A 21,663-nucleotide genomic window follows, 5' to 3' on the forward strand; every position below is an offset into this window, starting at 1 on the left:
TGATGATCAATGCGCTTTTTTTATTTTAACCCTGGAATAACCTTGCCTTATTTTGTCTATATTTTGCAGAGCGGGAAAGATGACTCTTTTTATATAGGTCAATGTGATGATTTAGACAGGCGCATGTCTAAGCACTTTGATGGATTCAGCAAATACACCGTATCTAAAAGACCGCTTAGAATGGTTTATTTTGAAGTTTTTCCCTTACGCGCTGATGCCATCAAGAGAGAGCGTCAGATCAAAAAAATGAAAAGCAGAAAGTTCATTCTGCAACTAATTGAAAATTGGAGTAAGGACTGGCAATAGATCTTCGTTAATATTGAAGTGGTTGAAGGAGTCCCGCATTGGCGGGAGAAAGTGTGTATACGGGAAACTGTATCGTCCCGATTTCGGGAAATCTCGCCGTCTCCGCAAAGCGCATTGATGATCAATGCACTTTTTTTATTTTAACCCTGGAATAACCTTGCCTTATTTTGTCTATATTTTGCAGAGCGGGAAAGATGCCTCTTTTTATATAGGTCAATGTGATGATTTAGACAGGCGCATGTCTAAGCACTTTGATGGATTCAGCAAATACACCGCATCTAAAAGACCGCTTAGAATGGTTTATTTTGAAGTTTTTCCCTTACGCGCTGATGCCATCAAGAGAGAGCGTCAGATCAAAAAAATGAAAAGCAGAAAGTTCATTCTGCAACTAATTGAAAATTGGAGTAAGGACTGGCAATAGATCTTCGTTAATATTGAAGTGGTTGAAGGAGTCCCGCATTGGCGGGAGAAAGTGTGTATACGGGAAACTGTATCGTCCCGATTTCGGGAAATCTCGCCGTCTCCGCAAAGCGCATTGATGATCAATGCGCTTTTTTTATTTTAACCCTGGAACAACCTTGCCTTATTTTGTCTATATTTTGCAGAGCGGGAAAGATGCCTCTTTTTATATAGGTCAATGCAATGACTTGGACAGGCGCATGGCTAAGCATTTTGATGACCTCAACTCATTGAGTTTTAAACTGCAAACTTCAAACTTGAAACCTACTGCCCCGGTAGGCTGCTTTTTCGAACCGGATATTCTTCCGATATTGGGAAAATTTTTCAGGATCTGCTAGAAGTAACCGGATATATATGCTCATTGTTGATTGGTGTGTCGTTAGGACTTATCGGCAGCGGCGGTTCTATTTTAGCCATCCCGATACTGGTATATTTTTTTGGGCTCACACCGGAACATGCCACCACCCACTCCCTGTTTATTGTAGGCATTACTTCGGCTATCGCTGTGAGGAAACATTACCGGTTTGGGAACCTGAAACTCCGGGAGGCGCTTTATTTTGCAATTCCCTCGATCATCAGCCTGCTGCTTTCCCGCAAGTATCTCCTGCCGGCCATTCCCGAGGTGATTTTTGACCGGGGTCTTATCATCACCAAGCATATGGCAATGATGGTATTGTTTGCCCTGCTTATGATGGGTGCTTCGCTTTCGATGATCCGGAAGCCCATTCCATCAACTGTTTCAGGACAGGTTTCGATCAGCCGCCTGGTACTACTGGGCTTACTCATTGGAATCGTGACGGGTTTCCTGGGCGCGGGAGGAGGTTTTCTGATTGTACCCGTTCTGATTTTCTATGGCGGTATGAGCATGCGGCATGCCATCGCCACATCCCTGCTTATTATTACCATTAACTCGCTCAGTGGGTTTATCGGCGACCTTGTGAACCATGTGGTGTTTGACAAACGGATCCTGGTTACCGTGTCTGCCACCGCAATCACCGGTATGTTTGCAGGACTCTATCTATCCAACCGGATCGACACCTACAAGCTGAAGCCGGTTTTCGGATGGTTTATTTTCCTGATGGGTATTTTTATACTTACCAAAGAGCTGTTCTTTAGCCGGTAAAGTGTTTTTTGCCGGAAGCTGCTTTACTTAGTGAAATGGAACTTTCAACATCGAAAGATTATCGGTTATTGTGAACGTTTGGCCATCAAGCCATGTTTGTGCTGGCTCTCCGGATAACTGCGATGGTTTCCGATTACCCCTGCAGGGTTTCGGGCTGTTCTTTGAGGCTGTTTTAGAATTATTTCATCCCTTCGGGATTTGTGTCTGCACCATTCCCATCATTCCCATTTACATCCGGAGGATATAAAAAGGCACGCCTGAAAATCATTCAATCGAACACTTATAAAAGAACGTCGGTGCGCGTCATCCGGCCAGTTGTTCCTATTAGCGGATCTAATTTGCTCAGCCCCGGGATTTTTGCGCTTATATCATCCCGATCCACATCCGGAGGATATAAAAAAAGTACCCCCTGAAAACCATTCAGTCCGGTACTTTTACAAAAGAGGCCTGATCCGTTACGCTTCGTCCGGCCAGTTATTTTTGTAAGTGGAATCGTTCAGCTTAATTTCCTTGGCACTGAGCTGCATGGAAATCTGCATGGGATAATCACCGTCATGATTGTATTCTTCCTGGTAATCGATACAATGGGCATCGCTAAACTTTAGTGTTTTTAGTTTGCTCATGCTATCCCGCCTGTAAAATACCACTTCGCCGCTTTTTGTTTGTGTGGAGCTGATCATCCAGTCGAACAGATTGGTATCACCGTTGCTTTCAATGGTAATGTCGATCACGCCCCCCATCGGAATGGAGGTGGGCCGGTTGGTACGGTCGGTTTCCTGTGAAAACCGGAAACGGCAACTGAGCACCGTCAGCTCCTCGCCATCGGCCGTAAATTTTGCTAGAAATGACATAGATAACAGTTTAAATAACCCGGTCCGTTAGCCAGACCGGGTTATGATTCGATTAGAGATAAAAGCTGATCCAGCTTAAGGAGTTCAGGCCCGGTATTAAACCGCCCATTGGTTTACATGAGAAGCATTTCCCATTGAAATTTCTTTTGCAGAAATGGTAAATGTTTCTGTAATGGGATTATCACTGGTGGAATTGAAGTTTTCCCGATACTGCACAAGATATCCTTCCTTGAAGTTTAGCTCTTTCATAGTGGCATCCGAGTCTCTTTTAGTGAACACGATCTTCCCATCTTTTCTTTCGAAATTGTTGCACATCCATTCGAAGAAGTTGGTTTCACCGGTCGATTCAACGGTGAGGGTGATTTTTCCGCCACGGGTGATCGAAGACGGACGACCCGTTGCATCGGTTTCCTGGTTCAGCGCGTAGTTCATGTCGAGGACATTGACCTTTTTGCCTGCTACCTCCAATTGTGCTTTAAATGACATAACTGTACATTTTAGGTTAAAAAATAAAAAGTATAAAAACTATAAATAAAAAAAACATGTTCAAGGCAACCAATAATGCGGCCTTCCGCTGCATTGCTGGTTGCATGCCGGTACTGTTCCTTATGTTAGCGCCCTCAAAATCGTACGTTTACTTTCCCTCCTGTTCGTATTTCGATAACCATTCTACACCATCCGGGTCATCTCCCTTCTGGCCCTCCAGCTTAATAAGGAACGTTTTAGCCGGGAAATAGGGTTTCAAGTGTATATCTAAATGGATCCGGTCTTTTTGAACCGGGTCCTGTTCAAACCGTTTAATGGTAAAGTTTTCAATGAGCTTGCTGGGGCCTGTAATCCCATCCAGGAATTTAACGATCTGGGAGTTGAGTTCTTTGCGGGTATTGGCATTGAAGTTTTCAAATGCCCGCCGGTTCAGGAAGTCCATCATCACCTTTGCCACATAATCAAATACCCGTACCACCGAATAGGTTTGCAAGCCGATATTATCGCCATTGAAAAGGGTTTTGGCAGAAAAAGCCATTACCTTTCCATATTCTTTGGCCATGGGTACCAGCCCCAGTTTTTCCAGTGAGGCGATCTCACTCTTTTTCAGGTCAAATTTCACACCGTCGACCTCGTTCATACTTCCGTATTTCTTACCGGCCGTTACCTGAGACATTAATGTGTAATAGATCTTTCCTGCCAGGGAGCTCGATGGCGGTACAAACAGGTGATCCTCTTCCCCAACGGCGTCTACCTTGCCCCGGCCTACCAGCCAGTTACAGGCCATGATCACATTGGAGCGATAAGGATCTCCACCGGTCAGATTGGCCGCTTCAAACAATTCCATCACATCATCCGGTGTATCCAGGTTTTCAAAATCCGTTACCAGCATCACCTTATTGTCGTGCGCAATCTTTGCCCATTTTTCCACCACTTTGTTTGAGCCCAGGTATCCCGGCAATACCAGGAGACCATAGTTGTTCCGCAGATCCAACCGGTCATAATTATTTACCAGTTCTGCCTGAACATAATCGATAAAACGGGTATTATCCAGATCTTTCAGCTGATCCAGTTCCGCGTTCATGACGGAAATATTTTTTACTTTCTGACTCTCGGTATTCTTATAAAACAACGCAACCGAACGATACGAGCGTTCCAGCTCCTGCGTCCGTTCGAGCGACTTACGAAGGTTCGATTTCAGGGTATTTTCAGCAGACTGTGCCTTTTGCTCACAATCATTTACCATTTCGCTGAGGTCATCTGTTTTACTTAACACATCGGCCCACCATTCCAGCGTTTTTTTCAGTTCGGCACGATCTGTTTTTTTTGTGGACTCCTCGAGGAAGATCTTTTTCCGCGCCTTGCGTTCGGGGTTCAGGTTCTGTACATTGTCGATTGCAGATTCCAGCAGGTCGAAACCTCCCAGCCGCGCCAGGCCTTGTAAATAGGAGTCCAGCGACCCGAGTTCCCGGACCTCCGGCTGCTTATATTCTTTTTGCGCACCTTGTTCTTCCGGAGTTAAATTATTTTGAGCAGTTGCCATATATTAATCAAAAAAATAAAGTCAATGAATCGTTATTTAGAGCCATCCAGTTCCTGTATCAGAACCTGTAACGCAGCCAGCAGGTTCTGTTTGGTGTCCCTGTCTGCCAGCGCCTGTTTCAATAATTTATTTGTTTTTAACTGCTTTACAATTTTTTGGTATTGCTGCCGTTTCATATCCAGTTCACTTAAATAGGCACTCTGGCTGGTAATACCTGCGGCGCCAAAATCACTTAGCCCTTTGAAATGCAGGTCTTCCTTTTTAGTGGCCCCCTCTTCGGTTTCAAAATCCATAGAAACCGTTGGTGCAAAATGATTAAAGACCGCCTCTACATTGGTAAGCCCCTGTACAATTTCAGGTTTAACGGGCGGAAGATCGGTCAGCTTTTCGGCTAGTAAAACACGGTTCTGGGGAATATCTGCAAAAGCTTCAAACGCATCTGTTTTTACTTCCGTACCACCAATACCATAAGGTTCTAAAGGCATAGCTATTAATTTTACAGGTCTAAAAAATTTGATTCTTTTCTGTCAAGCACCTTTCAAAATATCTCTAGTCGGTTATGAGACCCCGTTCGACGTATTGCTATTTTTCCAGGTCAGCTTCTCTCAAAAATAAAAATAAATTTCAAAACAAATCTAAAAAATAAATACAATCCTATAATAAATAATTATTAAATATACCCGGAAATAGCGATATCCCGGAGAGGCTGTTTAAGGGTCCGAAAGCCGTTTACCCCTCATTCCTGCACATTTTCCCAAACCAGTTCCTCCTGCTCCAGCTTCAACCGGGCTTTTCCTCCCGGCTGCAGCTCACCTGAAATGATTTTTTTTGAAAGCGGCCTCCGGATCTGCGACCGGATAACACCATGAAGCGGACGGGCTCCGTATTCCGGCGTAAAGCCCATAATGGCCAGCTTCTTTTTCGCCTCGGGGGTAATTTCAATGCCTACCTGTTGCTTTTCGAGCGCGGCATACAGCGATTTCAGGTGAATGTCGAGAATGCGTTCTACCATCTGCTCTTTCATAGGCGCAAAGGGTACGATTTCCGTAAGACGGCCCAGGAATTCCGGGCGGAAATGATTGCCCATGATATTCAGCAAACTTACAGGATCCGGCGGGGCCTGAGTGGTATTAAACGAGTCAACCACATGCTTACTGCCAATATTCGAGGTAAAGATCACCAGGGAATTGGAGAAGTCGCCCTCCTTGCCCAGCTTGTCATGGATCTTGCCTTCATCCATCAGTTGCAAAAAGATATCGAATACCGACTGGTGTGCCTTTTCGATCTCATCAAACAATACCACCGAATACGGTTGCTGCCGGATCTTGTTCACCAGCAACCCGCCTTCTTCATACCCCACATAACCGGGAGGGGCGCCGTATAATAACGCGGCTGAATGTTCTTCCTTAAACTCCGACATATCGAAGCGGATGATATTGGTTTCATCCTGGAACAGGAAATCGGCCAGCGATTTTGCCAGCTCGGTTTTACCGGTACCGGTAGGACCTAAAAAGAAAAAGCACCCGATGGGTTGCCCGGGCTTTCCTAAACCCGAGCGGGACTCTAAAATGGATTCGCTGATGATCTTAACGGCATGATCCTGCCCTACCACCCGTTGCTGCAGGATCTCTTCAATGTTCAGCAGGCGTTCCTTTTCCTGTGCCTGTATTTTACCCAATGGGATACCGGTTTTATCCGCCACAATGGAAATAACATCATTTTTATCCAGTGCGGTACGATCCTTTTCTACCAGGGGTTTCAGCGTTTCATAAACCACATCCAGGTATTTTACCACTTCGTCCGAGGTCTTCATCTGCATCGGGTCCTCCGATGTAGGAACCGCGCTCCAGATCACCGGACTCATCCCACTTTTTAATTGCTGGTAATGCCACTGATATTCGGTCAACGGCGTTGGTGTTTCCGCATTATTTTTCAATGCTTCATATTCGGCCTTCCGGCTTTCCAGCAGGCTGGCTCCCGTATCTTTTACTAGGCGCAATGCGGCCATGGAACGGTCTGCAAGATCGATGGCAGCATCGGGCAGGCGCCGGTCCTTAATATACCGTTTGGCCAGGCGGATGGACTCGTGCAGGGTTTCATCCGGTGCTGCAATCTTATGATGGGTTTCATAAAGCGGCATCACAATCTTCATCATCCGGAAAGCCGCCACTGCACCGGGCTCCTCAACGGTCAGCGTTTCAAACCGCCGGGCAAAAGCCTCATCCCGCTCAAAATGCTTCCGGTATTCATCAATGGTGGTGGCTCCTACAATGGTAATAGACCCCTTGGCCAGTTCCGGTTTGAGCAGGTTGGCCGCTCCCGAAAAGGGGCCGTTCTTATCCAGCAATACATGGATCTCATCAATGAACAATATGCCTTTTTCAAATTGTTTGATCTCGTTTAGTACCGATTTCAACCGCTCCTCCGTTTCCCCTTTATAGGACGCTCCGGCGGCCATGGCCCCGTTATTCAGTTCAAACACCCGCGCATTTTTCAAGAAGGCCGGAACCTGTCCCTGCTGGATAGCAATGGCAAACCCATCTACCAGCGCGGTTTTGCCCACGCCCGGCTCACCAATCAGCAGCACATTGGGCTTGGTACGCCGGCTCAGGATCTCCGCCATCATCCGTATTTCCTGTTCTCTTCCGATAATGGGGTCCAGCTTGCCCTCAGCAGCCATAAGGGTTTTATCGATCGTATATTTTTGCAAGGCCTGTTTGCCGCCCCCGGTGCCCTGTGCGGCCGCGCCCTGGGTGGCATTTTTTACTTCATTGAGCAACCGGGCTCCCTCAGCGGAAACAGATGCCAGGTCAATCAGCTGCTGCCGCTGCGCCGGGAATGTTTTTAGCTGGTCAAAGGAAAAAACGATCCCCGGTGTGCTGATGGATGCCAGTACATGAACCGGTGCAATTTCATCATCGCCCGTTTGTAAACGGATGCGGTCGGCATCATCCAGTACCGTGGCGATATCATCGGCAGGCGGAACCTCGTCTTTCGGTGCCGTAGATTTCGGAAGCGCCTCTATGCGTACATCGGCCCAATCCGCCAGGTAATACACATCCATATCCGCCTGTACCAATACCGGCTCCAGCTCCACATCTTTGTGCAGTAAGGCTTTTAGCAGGTGCGCAGACGCATAACTGCCGTGCATATTTTCTTTGGCAATCGCTTTTGCAATATGCATTGCCTTTTCGAGCGTTTTTGAGAATTGCATTTTGGTCTGTTAATTAGTGATTGATTAAAGATCTCTCCATGACATCCCCAGCATTCCCGTTTTCACCTTCCCGATTATGTCAATTTTATTTACGCAATTGTTCTGCTTGCTTTTATATAGTGTGGTCGTTAATGACAGTTTATCGCCTTTTTTTACTGCTGCTACCTTTTCGAAAAACTGCTGAAAGGTAGTTGCTTTTCCGTTCAGAATAACCGTTGTATTCAGATTTCCCTCACAAAAGTATTTACTAAAGGTGGAAATCGGCCGTTTTCCGCCTGCAGAATTCCGGAGCATCTGGTTAAAATCGGCGGCGGCCACATCCGGATACATCACCGTTGGCTCCGGTGTCTGGGGCTGCGGCTGTTGTTGCTGGGGCGCCGGATTCAGCTGTTCGGGCAGCGGAGCGGTATGCGGGTCGTCGTTCACCCGGGGACGGATCACGGGCCCGGATGCTCCTGCCACTCTGGGTGCTTCGGCGGCGGCCTTCGGATTTACAAATATCTTCCGCACCAGCGGTGTTTTCATATTTCCGTTGATGACAACTGAAATGGTTTTCCAGCCGGGCGTTTTATATGTATAGTATTGATTCCGTAGCGTACCATCTACATTGGCGGTTTCACCAAACCGCCACTCCCAGGAACTGGCCCTGGCTGATGTATCGGTAAAAAGCACCGGTACATCCACTGTTGCCGTGGCAGGCATCACCACTTTGGCAACCAGCGAAGAATCAATGATCTCCGGTGCTTCATAAACCGTAATGGTCTTGTACTCCGAACATTTGCCATCCGCTATCAGCATAATGGTATAATTTCCCGGAGCGTCAAAGGAGTGCATCGCCGATGCCACTTCGGTAACACTCTGCTGGTTATCTCCAAAATCCCATTGCAGCTGCTTGAAGTTGCGCACATCCGTTTCAAACCGGACAATAGTGCCCACCCGCAGACTGGAGCCCACGGTTTTGATCGAAAACTCCGAACAGGGTTTATAATTTTTAAACCGCACCACAAATGCCAGCGAGGCCAGGATGCATACAGCCAGGAGCGTGATGATCACATTATCATCCAAACGAAAAACCATAAATTGTTTTTTCTGCATAAAGATGGCTTTGCGATTTTCAATAGTTTTTTTACAAACGGTTTTTAGTTTAAAACTTAATTTTGCTACATGTTACCAGGAAAAATATTCAGCGCCTTGTTAATCACTTTAAGCCTTCCGGCCTGCACCATTTTTAAAAAACCGGCCACTCCGGATTACAGCACCTCCCTGTACATTAACAACCCGGCCCACAAAGACAGCACAAGTGCTGCAGTGATGGTTAGTACGGGCAATAAACGAACCCTGTCTCGCTCCGACTCGCTGTTAAAAAGCAAGTATGCACAATATTTACAGGTACCTGCCGATAGTATTAGCAACCTAAGGCTTTACCGCTTTATTGATGAATGGCTCAACACGCCCTACCAGTGGGGCGGCACTACCAAAAGAGGTATCGACTGCTCGGCACTGATGCAACGCCTGCTGGCCGAAGTGTACGATATCTATATCCCCCGCACGTCCTACCAGCAGTACTTTACCGATAATGTGGAACGCTTTGCGCGCTGGGAATCGCTGGCCGAAGGTGACCTGATCTTTTTTAAGACCATCCCCGGCAACCCCATTACACATGTGGGTTTGTACCTCGGCAACGGCCGCTTCGTAAACTCCGCCTCCCGTGGTGTTACCATTGAAAGCCTCCGGAAACCCTATTGGGCCGCACGCTATGTAGCTTCCGGCCGGCTTATTGTAAACAAATCGAAGCGGGTAGCAAAAAAATAAGTCAAAGAACAGACCGCGCCTAACGGGGCGTGGTCAACAAATTATTCATCTGGGTCCGGCACTCCGTAAGATCCCTGCTGAGTTGGGCATTATCCGCTTTCAGTTTTTCCACTTCGGTGGGCATATCACCAATATCTGTGATCTTGTTGGTAGCCTCCAGGTACCGTTGAAACACATCGATCACATTGGTATTTAACCGGGAGTACATGCTGCTGTCTTTGTACTGCAGGTTGTTCAGCGTCCGGATCTTTTCCATGATCAGTGAGTTCAGATACGCCTTTTGCGATCCGGGTTTGCGGAGCGAATCGATCAGCACCTTGGTTTCGTCCATGGTTTGCACAAAACGGTCCTGGGCAGCTTCCTGCAATTTAAAATTGTTCAGCTGCTGCCGCATCACCCGGTTATCTTTTGTGGGCACCAGGGTATCAAAATAAAAGGCCAGTAACACCAGGCCCACCGCCAGTATGAATAACAATAAAAATTTCCAGAATGCCTGCTGGCGCTCTTTTGCGTTGATGACGATCTGCGACATTTTTCTTCTGTTTTAAATTCCGGTTAATGATAAAGGGATCAGTCTGCCAGGAAAAATCCACGCTTTCTGGCCTGTACTTCTTCTTCGGGAACGATCAGCTTTTCTTTTACGAAAATTCCAGTTTCCTTTTTCTTACCGATATAATCCAGCCCGGCAAGGTTGGTAAACAGCTGCAGGATCAGTGCACAGAATTTTATATTCTTCTCTATTCCTTCGCGGATGTTCAGGTGATCGTACCGGTAATTCGTAATACTGGTAATTTCGTCCTCCAGCGCGCCCTGGTTTACATTGCACCACTCTGTAAAATAATTGACCATCTCTTCCTTAGCCGACCCTACATAAATGTCGATGGCATTTTTAATGGTACGCGCCAATCCGGAAACCGCGGATACCAGGTGTACCGGCGAGCCGTACAATACATCATGCCGGTATCCTCCATATACCTGGGAAATATAAAACAACACCTGCTCACTCAATTTGCGTACAGGTTCAATAAGTTCATTCTGCTGGTTTTTCTGAAGGATCTTCTGCAGGATCTGTAAGGCGTTCAATTCCATCCGGCCAAAAAACTGCTCTGTTTCCGCGTGATGCTGGATCAGGCTTTCGTGGCTGTTTACGGCCGTACAGGGCGGAAGATAGTCCTCCTCCAGCGAAACGGACTGATCCCGGATGACTACTTTCCCAACCGGCAGCTGGAATGCTCCCAGCGTATTAAGCGAGGTATCCACCACCGGCAGCAGGGACACGGTATAAGCCGGCTCTGTAAAGGGCAGCCGGATGGGCTGTTCCTCCGGGTTGGCCGCACCGGAGGGGACCGGATTATACGGATCCAACGAAAGAACCACATAAAACGCATCAGACTTTCCCTGCAGCTCGCTGAAAGGAACGCTCAATCCCGGGATGCGGGCACTCAGCTGGCTGGTATTATCTGCTGAATCGGCATTGAGGCGGATCACATATCCTCCCCTGGTAACAGCCGTACAGGAAAGAATGCGCACATTCACGTGCTGCATATTATCTACACTTACCCAGATCCGGGGAGGCTCTGTTGCCGCACTAATGGGCAACAGACCATAGTTATGATCATTCAGGAATACCGTATTACTCATCGCCTGCTGAAATACAGCGGCATTGTGTTGCGCAATGAAATGATTTTTGTTGATCTTCATTCCATTGACCCAGTTAACAGGTTTATATTCTTGCATGCGGTTCATATGTTCATGTTTTATCAGGAAACCCTGGAGCAAATAATAATATCGTTCTCTTTTATTTTATTAATAAAGATGGTACGTTCCGGATCGATATATTTTGTAAACAGGGTATACCATCTTGGTTTTTTAAAAAAGATCCAGCCGGAGGGTACACCTTTTTCATTGATATAAGCAATGCTGGCACTCGGATGCCGTTCATTATAGTCGTTGATGAAATAATAAAAAAGCTCGCCAAATTCCATGTCGACGGGTGCTTTGGCCCTGAAATTCGTAAAATGTTTATCGGCGCCCTTTTTATGAAATTCGAAACTGATCACTAGCAGGTTCCGCAGTTTCTTTTCGTCTACTTCCGCTATTTCCATATGGGCGGGATAATGCCACTGCTTCAAAATTTTAAACGGAATGGCAACGGCCTGTTTATAGGTATAATACACGATCAGCGGAATGAAAAAGATCACAGCAGCCGTAGCCATGGTGAGGTCCATATAATCTTTCCGGAACAGCCGGTAAGTCATCATAAAACAAAGTCCGCCAATAAACAGGATCGCCAGGGTTAGAAAAATTTCGGCCCAGTATGTTTTTTCATTCACCCATTTCAGCCGGGTGGTAAGGGTATACACATGCAGGATACCCAGCCATAAAAAGAAAAACTGGAAAAAAAGAAATTGCTGCGTATTGCTTTCCAGGAACCGGAACCAGGACAATAGCCCGATGATGGCAAACCCGACCGCATACAAAAGAATATAGTACACCGTAGGTTTTGTAAACGGCTTAAAGCTGCCCCTGATTTTTGAAACAATCAATCCCATGATCACCGACATGCTGATAAAGCTGATCCCCAGGTAGGGCAGCGCCGATTTTAATGATGGTGAAAACCAGTTTTCCATTGCTTTGTCTCTGTTGTTCCTAAATTAAAAACCGTTTATATAATAGAAGAATATCCCAGGATCACTTCACTTTCCTCATCAAAGGACATTCCTTCTGTTTTCTGTGTTACAATAATTTCGATTTCAATATCCGCTTCCACCGGAGCAAAATAATCATTAAAGGTTTTTATCAGCAGGTCCTTTTCTTTGTTGTTGATAAAATCGCTGACCTTACCATTTTCCAATGGTCCTATTTTATACAACAGCACCGGATAATCCTCCATGAACTCCGATCCGCAAACCATATAGTCCCCCAGTGGTTCTGCTCCCAGGCCTGTTCCACTGCCCAGCCCTTCGTTTTCCGCCACCTGTATCAGTTCCGGCTCCTTACGAACGATTTGTACCGGCTCGTTCAACAATGTTTTCAAACAGGACTCCATAATGGGAAGGTTGCCGCTGGTTTGGTGTGCATACGGCAGTAATAGCAAAAATGAAGCCGCTTCGTGTACTTTAAAAGAAGCCGGTAATCCCCAGAAATCCAGGAAGTATTTGGTGAGGATCTGGCTTTTTAAAATATCCAGTAAACTGATTTCTTCTTTCTCGAGCATCCGCTGCTGGTAAAAAAATTCATGCTCAAAAGGCTGAAAAAATTTGCGGATCTCGTTTTCCTTTGTCAGATTCTTTTTATACCGGTCGATCATTTCAGCCACTCCGGCCTGTTGCCGGAACTCGGAGGTCTCCGGCTGGTGAAACAAGGCCTCCGGAAGCATATCGTAAAAACCGGCACGGGATAAACCGATCTCCAGGAACGTCCGGTACCAGTCGTCCTCGATCACGTTGGTACGGTAGATATCCTTTACAAATTCCCGGTAGAAATAGCCATTGTTATGGGTTACATAACCCTGTTCCGGAAAACCATTCTCCAGCGCATGGTTCAGCAACACTTCGGCCTTTACATCCGCATCGCGCTGTTGTAACCATTCTGACAGGTATCGTATGGTATCTTCGCTCTTCATATTAAATGCCTGAAGCTTCCCTGATAAATACCCGGTACGGGATAAATGCCATCGAACGTTCGGCCAGCTGCAGGGCCAGCTCTTTTTCCCATTGGGCCACTTCGCCTTTTTCCTGGGCTTCAATAAAGGCTTTCCGCTGCATGGTGATCGTTACGTCAATTGTTTTCATAAATCCCTTTGTTGTTTCTGCAGAGATCATAAATCCTTTGTCTACCGCTACGGCCTCTACCACCGCCCCCAGGAAATGCCGGCAATATAAGGCGATATCGTTCCGGCTCATGATACGGTCTTTAGACAGGAGGGCATACTTATAGGCCACCACCGCATCCGACTGGCTCAGCCGGTTTTTACCGTTTTGCGTGTTGGTAAGTAAAAAAACGGAAGCATGATTCACCGATCCGGTTCTGTACGGGTGCAGACGGGTGCCGGGGCGCAGGCCATTTGCCGCATACCCGTTGGTACTCCAGTATTGGATGTATAAAAATTTTGAGCTGGTTTGCCGGGGATTGCGTACCATCAGATAGGGTGTGTAGGCCGATTGGTTGGAACTTGTATTGCCTACCAGCTGCTCAATTTTTGCAATGGATTGCTGCAGGCTTTTGAGCTCCTGGGAGATAAGATCTTTACCCAGTTTTGCAAAAGCCGCACTTTCATCCCGCAGCAGCTGTACAAGATTCTCTACCACAACCGTTGCATCGCGTTCATCAAAACGGCCGGCACCCCCATTGCGCAGCAGGATATTGAGCTTTTCGTGGGCCTCTTCGGAATTTTGCCGGGTATGCAGGAAACGCCCGGTTTCATCGGTAATTTCTGCCAGGTCGTAAAACTGGTCGGCATCCGTAAGCAGCGGAATCACATTGATCATTTCCTGGATCCGGTACGTGATCTCATGCAACTTCCGGTTCACTACAGGAAAGCAGTTTGCAAACACGCTTACATCTTCCAGCATGGTGCTGGTAATATTTTCGGGGAAGGTGATGCGGATCCAGCACAAGGGTTCATGTATCGCTTTCAGGGTATCGTTACCAAACACCGCTTTCAACTCCGCCGGTAATGCTTTTTGCGCGGCGGCATACTGTTGTACAGCCGGATCTTTAATACTTACAAAAGCCTCTTCATATAATTCGTTTACCAGCCGGATATACCGGGAAGTAGCGCTCGCTTCCTGCTGGATCAGCTGTGCAGCATACCAGTCAGGGTTCCGGTTGGCCTGCACATTATATCCCTTTTGCGTATGTACGGGACGGTCTCCGATCTGCCAGCCGGCACTTTTCAGCTGATTAAAGAATACGGCTTTGTTTACCTCGCTGCGGTACTGGAAGTAAAACTGCGTATGATTCAGATCCAGTTCTTTATGATCCATCGCAATCCAGAGCGTGGAGGGCGGCAACCATTGTTGCTGCTCCGCCAGTCCTACAAGTTCTTTGGTAACGCCTCCGGGATAACGGTACAGCTTGTTTCCGGTGGCAGCGTAGCGCACACGCGATTTGTTGATGATAAACGCGTCTGTAGGTGTAAAAAAGATATCGGTACTTTTGGGCGCTTCGCCACTGCTCTGCCGTATATGCTGGGTAGTATAAAATTGTTCTTTTACCGATAAGGTGGCCACATCTTCCAGGCTGTTTGCATTTAAAACGGCGGAAGCCAGCCGGGGCCCGGTTAAAACATCCGGTGCCAGCAGTTGCACAATGCGATCCATTACCCGGTTGCGGGAGTGATAGATCTCGTTCGAAAGCCGCTCCAGCTCTGCCGCATTTACCGACAACAACAGGCCAACCAGCGGATCGAAATTAGAAGCTTCCTCGGTTTCGGGGTATCCCCAGATCCTCGCTGCGTTTTGCAGCATCCTGTTCCGGATATGTTCCCTGCTTTCGTTCATTGTGTATGTTTAGTTATATGCCAGCGGACTGATAAAAAAGCCATCCCGGTAAACGATGGGTTCGTTGGTAGCCGAGATCACTGCGGTAATGGTAAATTCCAGCTTTCTTTTTATTCCCGGATCGGAGCGGCCGGAAGCATTTTCTTCCTGCTGTACCCGCATTTCGATCTTTACCTTTTCGATCCTCTTTTCAAAACGGGCAATGGTTTTCCCCAGCGAAAGCAATATTTTTTCTTTTTGCTTATTCCGGTAAGACACATTGTCAAAATCTTCATCCCATAGTTCGTTCCCAAACTGCGCATCGCTTTGCAGTTCACCAAACGCCGTGGTCAGCATCAGGTGTAAATGATGCGCAATGGATTCCTTTAGCGAGCATTTTTTTACTTCTTTCTTGCCCACTATTTTTTCCAGTTCTAATGGAAGTTTATAATACGGATACAGCATGCCCGACATCAAAATGGTTCGTAAGTAACGTTGCGATTTAGAATCATGCGATTTGCCAGGCTCAAAAGATATTTTCTTGATAGGTAAACACGCGGCAGAGTTTCCTCTCCTGAAGCAAATATTATTTTTTTTTCCAGATTTTCCCAGTTTTGCCCCGAGTTTTTAAAAAAATCACCTGTTTTTGATGATTGCTTCTTCCCCGCCCTGCATATATAATAACTATTCACCATATAGCTGCAGATCCTCCTCTTTTATCCAGCCCGTAAGTTTATAATCGGGGTTTGCAATACTTTGAAAAACAGCGTAGTAAAAGTTTTTATAGCGTTTTGAAACCTGGATTTTATTCCCCCGCGTCAGGTACTCATCGGTCCGCACCTGATTCTGGGGATCTTTATAGAAATATGCCCTGTCTGCCGCAACGATGAATTTTCCGGAAACATTGGTTACCGTACCTTCCGGAACTGCCGCTACTTTTTCAGCTGCCGGTATTTTGGTAAGCCATATCACCGATGCGGCAATGACAAGCATACAAAGCAACATCAGCGGAATCCGGTAGCGCTGCTTTTTATCTGTTCCTGTTGTTCCCAGCTGCCGGTATGCTTTTTCCGCTTTCAGGTATGCCTGTTTGGCCGTAATATAATCCGGCAATTCGGCCCGGATGCGCTCCAGTGCCCCGGCATGCGGATCTTCCTCAACAGCCACTTCTTCCGTTACAACCTCTGAAACAGCAGGCTCCGGTGTAGCCGCTTCCGGTTCATGGTCCGGCGTTTCCGGGGAAGGCTGCGGCTCCGGTTCCGGCCGGGAAGCCGCTTCCTGGAAATTCATTTTTGCAGCACGCCGGTGTTCATCATATACCTGGTCATATTCTCCGCGTAACTGCGGGTCGCTCAATACTTCAAATGCCTCTATGATCTTTTTTGACCAGTCTTCAAAATAAACATCCCCTACATTTTTATCCGGATGAAATTTAAGAATCAGTTTCCGGTACGCCGTTTTTATCTGCTCGTCTGTAGCAGAGCGCGGCACGCCCAGGGTTTCATAATAGTTCTTTAATGTTCCTGCCATATCAGTTGTCTTTCCAGCTCAGCACTTTTTTATTAAGGATCTGTACTTCTGTAATGCCGGTTTGCGCCGCGTTTTTCTCCTGCGGATAGATCCAGGTTTCTTCGCCGGCCTGCGCTTTTATTTCAGCAGGATGCCCCCAGGCCATTAACAAAAATTCGGCGGGCATCCCGATAGTGACTTCGCCTTCCCGGATCTCCCGGGTATATTTCCGGTCGATCTTGTTTTCAATAATATCAAATAAACGGGTTTCTACCTGTTCGTATACCGCACGGGCGGATGCCAGTTCGGCGCGGGCTTTTTCCCGGTCTTCTTTCTGGTGTACGGCCTTATCGCCCCGGCTCAGCAGCAGGAAAACAAGCAGCCCGGTAGTAATGGCAATAATAATGATCGGCAAAAGGAACATAGGGCATTTTGATGATGATAACAGATTAACACGTGTGCACTCAAAGATAACGGCAATGCCGGAAAAAAGAATAATTTCAGGACGGGTTCCGGTGAAAAAAATTTTTCCACATTGTCAAAATATTTAGTAATTTGCACTAAAATTATTAGTCATGTCAGTTGCCAACAAAAATCTGAAATACCTGAGGAAGCTCAGAGGTTTAACGCAGGATGAGTTTGCCAGCAAATTAAGCATCAAACGCTCCCTGCTGGGTGCTTATGAAGAAGGGCGTGCCGAACCAAGGCTGGAAGTACTGGAAACCGTTTGTGACCTGTTTAAGTTAACACTTGACGAAATTTTACGCAAGGACCTGAGCGAACATACCGATAATTACCTGGCCAAAAGACGCGCTCTTAAGCTCTCCGACACCTCCGCAAAGATCCCCTTTGTTCCTGTAAAGGCCGCTGCGGGATACCTGAATGGGTATGCGGATCATGAATTTATTGATGAACTGAACACTTTTACGCTCCCCATGGTTACCGGCGGCAACTATCGGGCGTTCGAGATCTCGGGAGATTCGATGCTGCCCACCCCCAGCGGATCCATCATCGTGGGTGAAAAAGTAGAGGCCATGGATCATGTAAAGAACAATACCGCCTGTATCGTGGTATCCAAGAACGACGGTATTGTTTACAAACGCATTCAGAAGAACGGGAAAGCCAAAAGCAAATTAATGTTGCTGAGCGACAACCCTACCTTTCAGCCTTATTCGATCAGTTCGGAAGATGTAGTGGAAATGTGGGAAGCACAATTTATCATTTCAAAAACGAATACTATGCAAAGCTGGAATGTGGGCCAGCTGGTAAATATTGTTGCCGACCTTCAGCAGGAGGTTGCGGGTATGAAAAAGAAGATCAATTAAGGGCTTAAACGCGAAGCCGCTGGGGCACTGAATACTTTCGCACTTCTGCAAATCCGGCGTTCCCGGATGTTGCAGACCTTTCCGCAACCTTATCCTAGACCCGAATTCCAGTGCTCTGTTTTCTGTGGCAACCTGAATTGAAGCCGCTAAGGCACTGAAGCGCTGCGTATTTTATACCTTCTGAGGAAATGCAGCACTCAAACGGATGACGCCGGCCTGTATCTTCTGTGTTTGCTATGGCAAGCCGGAACCGTAGCCGCTACCAGTCGTCGCGCCGCAGGGTGCGGCGGCTGGACTTGATTTCACCTTTCCGCTTCTTCTTATCGATCCTTCGGGCAACCGCTGCCTTTGAAATCTTTGTGGCGATCCGTGCCTTTTTTTTATGAAGTGCAGCAGCGATCAGCGTGTTAATCTTTTGAATGGCATCCACCTTATTCTCCAGCTGGGTGCGGTACTGTTGTGCCTTTACCTGCAAATATCCTTCCGACTGAATACGGTTGCTTAGCTTTTCCAGCAATATGGCTTTCTGCGCTTCAGAAAGCAGGGTCGAGCTTTGTACCTGAAAGGAGGCGATCACGGCAGTTTCCACCTTATTTACATTTTGTCCGCCCTTGCCGCCACTGCGGGTTGTTTGAAACAGCAATTCTTTTGAAACATCAATCTTCGGGTCCATATCGGGCGTAAAACTAATTCATAATTCTGAACCAGCCAGAACTGGCTTAAACGATCCGGCGATCAGTCCGCATTGAAATGTCCCACTTTCGCAGTGTAACAGGTAATGGCCAACTATATTGGAGTATCCGCCCCAGTAACCGGAGCCTATCCCACAAAATTTATATCCCTTTTTGCAAATTGCCCGGGATTCCTCCCGGGATCGCTATTTTTGAAGAAGGAAGCAAATTATGAAAATAGTTATTCAACGTGTATCCGGAGCCAGCGTGATAATTGATGGCATTATTTTTTCAGCAATTGAAAAAGGGCTGTTGATTTTGCTGGGTATTGAAGACGCCGATACGGAAGAAGACATTCGCTGGCTTAGCCAGAAAATAACCCAGCTGCGGATCTTTGATGATGAAAGCGGTGTAATGAACCGGTGCGTAAAAGATGTAAACGGCGCGTTGTTGCTGGTAAGCCAGTTCACCCTGCACGCGTCTACAAAAAAAGGGAACCGGCCTTCCTATATTAAAGCCAGTAAACCGGATGTGGCCATTCCCCTGTATGAAAAAATGATCCGGCAGCTGGAACAGGACCTGGGGCAAAAGATACAAACCGGTGTTTTTGGAGCCGATATGAAAGTACAGCTGGTGAATGATGGCCCGGTTACGATCATCATCGACTCAAAAAATAAAGAATAAAAAAGTATCAAACATATGACAATAGACGAAGCTCAGCGCACCGTAGACCATTGGATCCAAACAGTAGGTGTCCGGTATTTCAGTGAACTCACCAACATGGCCATTCTTACCGAAGAGCTCGGTGAGCTCTCACGGCATATGGCCCGCATTTATGGCGACCAGTCGTACCGAAAAGCGGAAGACGAAAAGAATGCCCGGGAGATGATGGCCGATGAAATGGCTGATGTGCTTTGGGTGTTGATCTGCCTGGCTAACCAAACCGGAACGGACCTGACAAAGGCGCTTCAAAAGAATTTTGAAAAGAAGAATATACGGGATGCCGACAGACATTTGAACAATAAAAAATTGTAGTGCATGGCGCTAAAACGGACCTGGACGGTTATTAAGCAAACGCTTGAAGAAACCTTTACCAACCGCATCTTTAAACTCAGTGCGGCCCTGGCTTATTATACCATTTTTTCACTTCCCGGACTGCTGATCGTGATCATCTGGATCGGCGATAGCTTTTTTGCAGACACCTTATTAAACCATGGTGCACATGCCGATGTGAAAAACAGCCTGCATAAACAAATCGAAGGGTTTATTGGCACCTCCTATGCAGACCAGATCTGGCAAACCATCGACAATGCAGCCCGTTTTCCTAATAAAGCGTTCGCAAAAGTGATCGGTATTCTTACGCTCGTATTTGGTGCCACCGGGGTTTTTGCAGAGATCCAGGATTCTATTAATATGATCTGGCGGTTGAAAGCCCGCCCCAAAAAAGGCAAGGGTTGGTTAAAATTGTTATTAGACCGTTTAATGTCTTTTTCGGTGGTTGTTACATTGGGATTCCTGCTGCTGGTATCCCTCATGATCAACGGGTTGATGGAACTGCTCACCAACCAGCTTACGCGTATTATTCCCGATTCTCAGCGGGTGATCGCTTATATCTCCAACCTGGCCATTACCTTCCTGATCACCTCCGTTTTGTTTGGTATGATCTTTAAGGTGCTGCCGGACGCAAAAATAAAATGGCGCGCGGTAAGAGCCGGCGCCTTTGCGACCACCCTGCTTTTTATGGGTGGCAAATTCCTGATCAGCTATTACCTGGGGCACAACAAAATGTCATCAGCCTATGGTGCTGCCGGCTCCGTAATTATTATTTTACTTTGGGTGTACTATTCGGCCATTATCCTTTATGTAGGAGCTGTTTTTACCCGGGTATACGCCATTCACAATGGCATGAATATTTATCCCAGCCAATATGCGGTATGGGTAGAACATGTAGAAGTTGAAAATAAAGACTCCATCCAGAACCTGCACCAGGATCCCGTGGTAGCGAAATCAGCCGAAGAGCACCGGTTGGAAAATATTTATACGGACGAAAAGGAGCACCGCAAGGAAGAATAAGCCGCTTTCCGCCGGTTCCATTTTATCTGTTGATAATGCTCAAGGCTGGGGGCTTCGCCCACCCCGGAATTTTGTGCGGGGTGTTTCCGTTTAAAAATGCAGCAATGGATTTCGCCTGTTTAATACCGGCCATACCGGCCCTGGAACAAGCCTACATTCACTCCTGCACGGATTACCGGGATGATCACCGGCCTTTTGTTTCCAAAATCATCATACCGTTTATCAACATAAGGACTATTCCAGTTTTTTAATACATCGGCCAGTACCGAAATATAAAAGAAGGTGGTGCCTCCTTTTACACGACCGGTAGAATAACCGCCGCCCAGCAACAAGGAAGGGGCGCTGGCATTGATCTTATAAGAAGGCACCGAGCTGGCGCCGGAAGTCGTATACCGCTCATTGGTAAAATTCTGCTCAAACTGCGCCTGGAGAAACAAAAAGCTGATGGGGTAGGCCCTCAGGAATGCCCCCGGCCCCCATACATGCTGCCGCAGTTTATCATTACCCGCCCATATATCCCGGGCACCGTTATACACATAGTTCAGTACGATACCGCCATCGAAATAATCGTTGAATTTATATCCGATCACCGGGCTGGCCCCCAGCACACTGCCTCCCGAATAAAAAGAGGCCGTTACACCTCCACCAGTAAACAGGTTTTCCTTCTTAAATCCTTTTTCCTCAAAAGGTTGTTCCTTATTGGCATTTCTTACCTCCACCGGGTCATCCTGTTGGGCATGCGATGTTATGGTTAGCAGCAGTGCCGTGCCAAGCATACAGGCCATACAGATCATTCTTTTCATATTCA

Annotated in this window: 24 protein-coding genes and 1 pseudogene; 9 read left to right on the forward strand and 16 right to left on the reverse strand. The window is 46.9% G+C overall.

Annotated elements, in window-relative coordinates:
* Window positions 1–9 precede the first annotated feature (9 nt).
* The 4 genes from LQ567_RS12395 (at window position 10) to LQ567_RS12405 (ending at window position 1,888) form a co-directional block, all read left to right on the forward strand.
* Window positions 10–306: a GIY-YIG nuclease family protein gene (locus tag LQ567_RS12395; protein WP_231004828.1), complete on the forward strand. Its 297-nt coding sequence runs from the start codon at window positions 10–12 to the stop codon at window positions 304–306.
* Between the two features lie 124 nt (window positions 307–430).
* Complete coding sequence (locus LQ567_RS12400) at window positions 431–727, forward strand: GIY-YIG nuclease family protein (RefSeq protein ID WP_231004829.1); 297 nt, start codon at window positions 431–433, stop codon at window positions 725–727.
* Between the two features lie 124 nt (window positions 728–851).
* On the forward strand, window positions 852–1,103 hold the full coding sequence (locus LQ567_RS26275; protein WP_394800373.1) for a GIY-YIG nuclease family protein: 252 nt from the start codon (window positions 852–854) through the stop codon (window positions 1,101–1,103).
* 23 nt (window positions 1,104–1,126) lie between these two features.
* Window positions 1,127–1,888, forward strand: coding sequence for a sulfite exporter TauE/SafE family protein (locus LQ567_RS12405; RefSeq protein WP_262909599.1), 762 nt, complete (start codon window positions 1,127–1,129; stop codon window positions 1,886–1,888).
* A gap of 455 nt (window positions 1,889–2,343) precedes the next feature.
* Here LQ567_RS12405 and tssD (LQ567_RS12410) read toward each other — a convergent pair whose 3' ends face one another.
* From tssD (LQ567_RS12410) to LQ567_RS12435, 6 genes are all read right to left on the reverse strand, one after another.
* Window positions 2,344–2,739, reverse strand: coding sequence for a type VI secretion system tube protein TssD (gene tssD, locus LQ567_RS12410; protein ID WP_231004831.1), 396 nt, complete (start codon window positions 2,737–2,739; stop codon window positions 2,344–2,346).
* Window positions 2,740–2,835: 96 nt separating this feature from the next.
* A complete protein-coding gene (gene tssD, locus LQ567_RS12415; RefSeq protein WP_231004832.1) occupies window positions 2,836–3,225 on the reverse strand; it encodes a type VI secretion system tube protein TssD in 390 nt (129 codons plus the stop codon).
* 148 nt (window positions 3,226–3,373) lie between these two features.
* Entirely contained in the window at window positions 3,374–4,768 is a 1,395-nt protein-coding gene (locus LQ567_RS12420) for a DUF5458 family protein (protein WP_231004833.1), read from the reverse strand.
* A gap of 32 nt (window positions 4,769–4,800) precedes the next feature.
* Complete coding sequence (locus LQ567_RS12425) at window positions 4,801–5,253, reverse strand: hypothetical protein (RefSeq protein WP_231004834.1); 453 nt, start codon at window positions 5,251–5,253, stop codon at window positions 4,801–4,803.
* A gap of 251 nt (window positions 5,254–5,504) precedes the next feature.
* Window positions 5,505–7,982 carry an ATP-dependent Clp protease ATP-binding subunit gene (locus tag LQ567_RS12430; RefSeq protein WP_231004835.1) on the reverse strand — a complete coding sequence of 826 codons (2,478 nt, stop codon included), beginning with the start codon at window positions 7,980–7,982 and terminating at the stop codon, window positions 5,505–5,507.
* A gap of 24 nt (window positions 7,983–8,006) precedes the next feature.
* Window positions 8,007–9,059, reverse strand: coding sequence for a PKD domain-containing protein (locus tag LQ567_RS12435; protein ID WP_231004836.1), 1,053 nt, complete (start codon window positions 9,057–9,059; stop codon window positions 8,007–8,009).
* Window positions 9,060–9,146: 87 nt separating this feature from the next.
* Between LQ567_RS12435 and LQ567_RS12440 the strand changes: the two genes are divergently transcribed.
* Window positions 9,147–9,794: a C40 family peptidase gene (locus LQ567_RS12440; protein ID WP_231004837.1), complete on the forward strand. Its 648-nt coding sequence runs from the start codon at window positions 9,147–9,149 to the stop codon at window positions 9,792–9,794.
* A gap of 19 nt (window positions 9,795–9,813) precedes the next feature.
* Here the strand turns inward: LQ567_RS12440 and tssO are convergent, their stop codons facing one another.
* The 8 genes from tssO to LQ567_RS12480 all read right to left on the reverse strand — a co-directional run bounded on the left by tssO (window position 9,814) and on the right by LQ567_RS12480 (window position 17,210).
* Window positions 9,814–10,326, reverse strand: coding sequence for a type VI secretion system TssO (gene tssO, locus LQ567_RS12445; RefSeq protein WP_231004838.1), 513 nt, complete (start codon window positions 10,324–10,326; stop codon window positions 9,814–9,816).
* A 38-nt stretch (window positions 10,327–10,364) separates the two neighbouring features.
* Entirely contained in the window at window positions 10,365–11,540 is a 1,176-nt protein-coding gene (locus tag LQ567_RS12450; protein WP_231004839.1) for a hypothetical protein, read from the reverse strand.
* A 14-nt stretch (window positions 11,541–11,554) separates the two neighbouring features.
* On the reverse strand, window positions 11,555–12,424 hold the full coding sequence (locus tag LQ567_RS12455; RefSeq protein WP_231004840.1) for a TssN family type VI secretion system protein: 870 nt from the start codon (window positions 12,422–12,424) through the stop codon (window positions 11,555–11,557).
* Between the two features lie 35 nt (window positions 12,425–12,459).
* Entirely contained in the window at window positions 12,460–13,419 is a 960-nt protein-coding gene (locus LQ567_RS12460; RefSeq protein WP_231004841.1) for a type VI secretion system baseplate subunit TssG, read from the reverse strand.
* 1 nt (window position 13,420) lies between these two features.
* A complete protein-coding gene (locus LQ567_RS12465; protein WP_231004842.1) occupies window positions 13,421–15,298 on the reverse strand; it encodes a hypothetical protein in 1,878 nt (625 codons plus the stop codon).
* A gap of 9 nt (window positions 15,299–15,307) precedes the next feature.
* Window positions 15,308–15,751, reverse strand: a complete 444-nt coding sequence (locus LQ567_RS12470) for a GPW/gp25 family protein (RefSeq protein ID WP_231004843.1) — start codon at window positions 15,749–15,751, stop codon at window positions 15,308–15,310.
* 210 nt (window positions 15,752–15,961) lie between these two features.
* Window positions 15,962–16,807: a J domain-containing protein gene (locus LQ567_RS26170; RefSeq protein ID WP_317206838.1), complete on the reverse strand. Its 846-nt coding sequence runs from the start codon at window positions 16,805–16,807 to the stop codon at window positions 15,962–15,964.
* Between the two features lies 1 nt (window position 16,808).
* Window positions 16,809–17,210, reverse strand: coding sequence for a hypothetical protein (locus LQ567_RS12480; RefSeq protein ID WP_231004844.1), 402 nt, complete (start codon window positions 17,208–17,210; stop codon window positions 16,809–16,811).
* A gap of 151 nt (window positions 17,211–17,361) precedes the next feature.
* Here LQ567_RS12480 and LQ567_RS12485 point away from each other — a divergent pair, with 151 nt between their 5' ends.
* A complete protein-coding gene (locus tag LQ567_RS12485) occupies window positions 17,362–18,111 on the forward strand; it encodes an XRE family transcriptional regulator (RefSeq protein WP_231004845.1) in 750 nt (249 codons plus the stop codon).
* A 259-nt stretch (window positions 18,112–18,370) separates the two neighbouring features.
* Here LQ567_RS12485 and arfB read toward each other — a convergent pair.
* Window positions 18,371–18,781: pseudogene (gene arfB / locus LQ567_RS12490) on the reverse strand (alternative ribosome rescue aminoacyl-tRNA hydrolase ArfB); the annotation flags it as partial.
* A 232-nt stretch (window positions 18,782–19,013) separates the two neighbouring features.
* Here arfB and dtd point away from each other — a divergent pair.
* From dtd to LQ567_RS12505, 3 genes are read left to right on the forward strand one after another with little or no spacing between them, the layout of a single operon-like run.
* Window positions 19,014–19,466: a D-aminoacyl-tRNA deacylase gene (gene dtd, locus LQ567_RS12495; protein WP_231004847.1), complete on the forward strand. Its 453-nt coding sequence runs from the start codon at window positions 19,014–19,016 to the stop codon at window positions 19,464–19,466.
* Window positions 19,467–19,481: 15 nt separating this feature from the next.
* Entirely contained in the window at window positions 19,482–19,817 is a 336-nt protein-coding gene (locus LQ567_RS12500) for a nucleotide pyrophosphohydrolase (protein WP_231004848.1), read from the forward strand.
* 3 nt (window positions 19,818–19,820) lie between these two features.
* Window positions 19,821–20,855, forward strand: a complete 1,035-nt coding sequence (locus tag LQ567_RS12505; protein ID WP_231004849.1) for a YihY/virulence factor BrkB family protein — start codon at window positions 19,821–19,823, stop codon at window positions 20,853–20,855.
* 119 nt (window positions 20,856–20,974) lie between these two features.
* Here LQ567_RS12505 and LQ567_RS12510 read toward each other — a convergent pair whose 3' ends face one another.
* Complete coding sequence (locus LQ567_RS12510; RefSeq protein ID WP_231004850.1) at window positions 20,975–21,658, reverse strand: hypothetical protein; 684 nt, start codon at window positions 21,656–21,658, stop codon at window positions 20,975–20,977.
* Between the last annotated feature and the right edge of the window lie 5 nt (window positions 21,659–21,663).

Source organism: Niabella pedocola (assembly GCF_021044425.1).
In the GTDB taxonomy this organism is placed as follows: domain Bacteria; phylum Bacteroidota; class Bacteroidia; order Chitinophagales; family Chitinophagaceae; genus Niabella; species Niabella pedocola.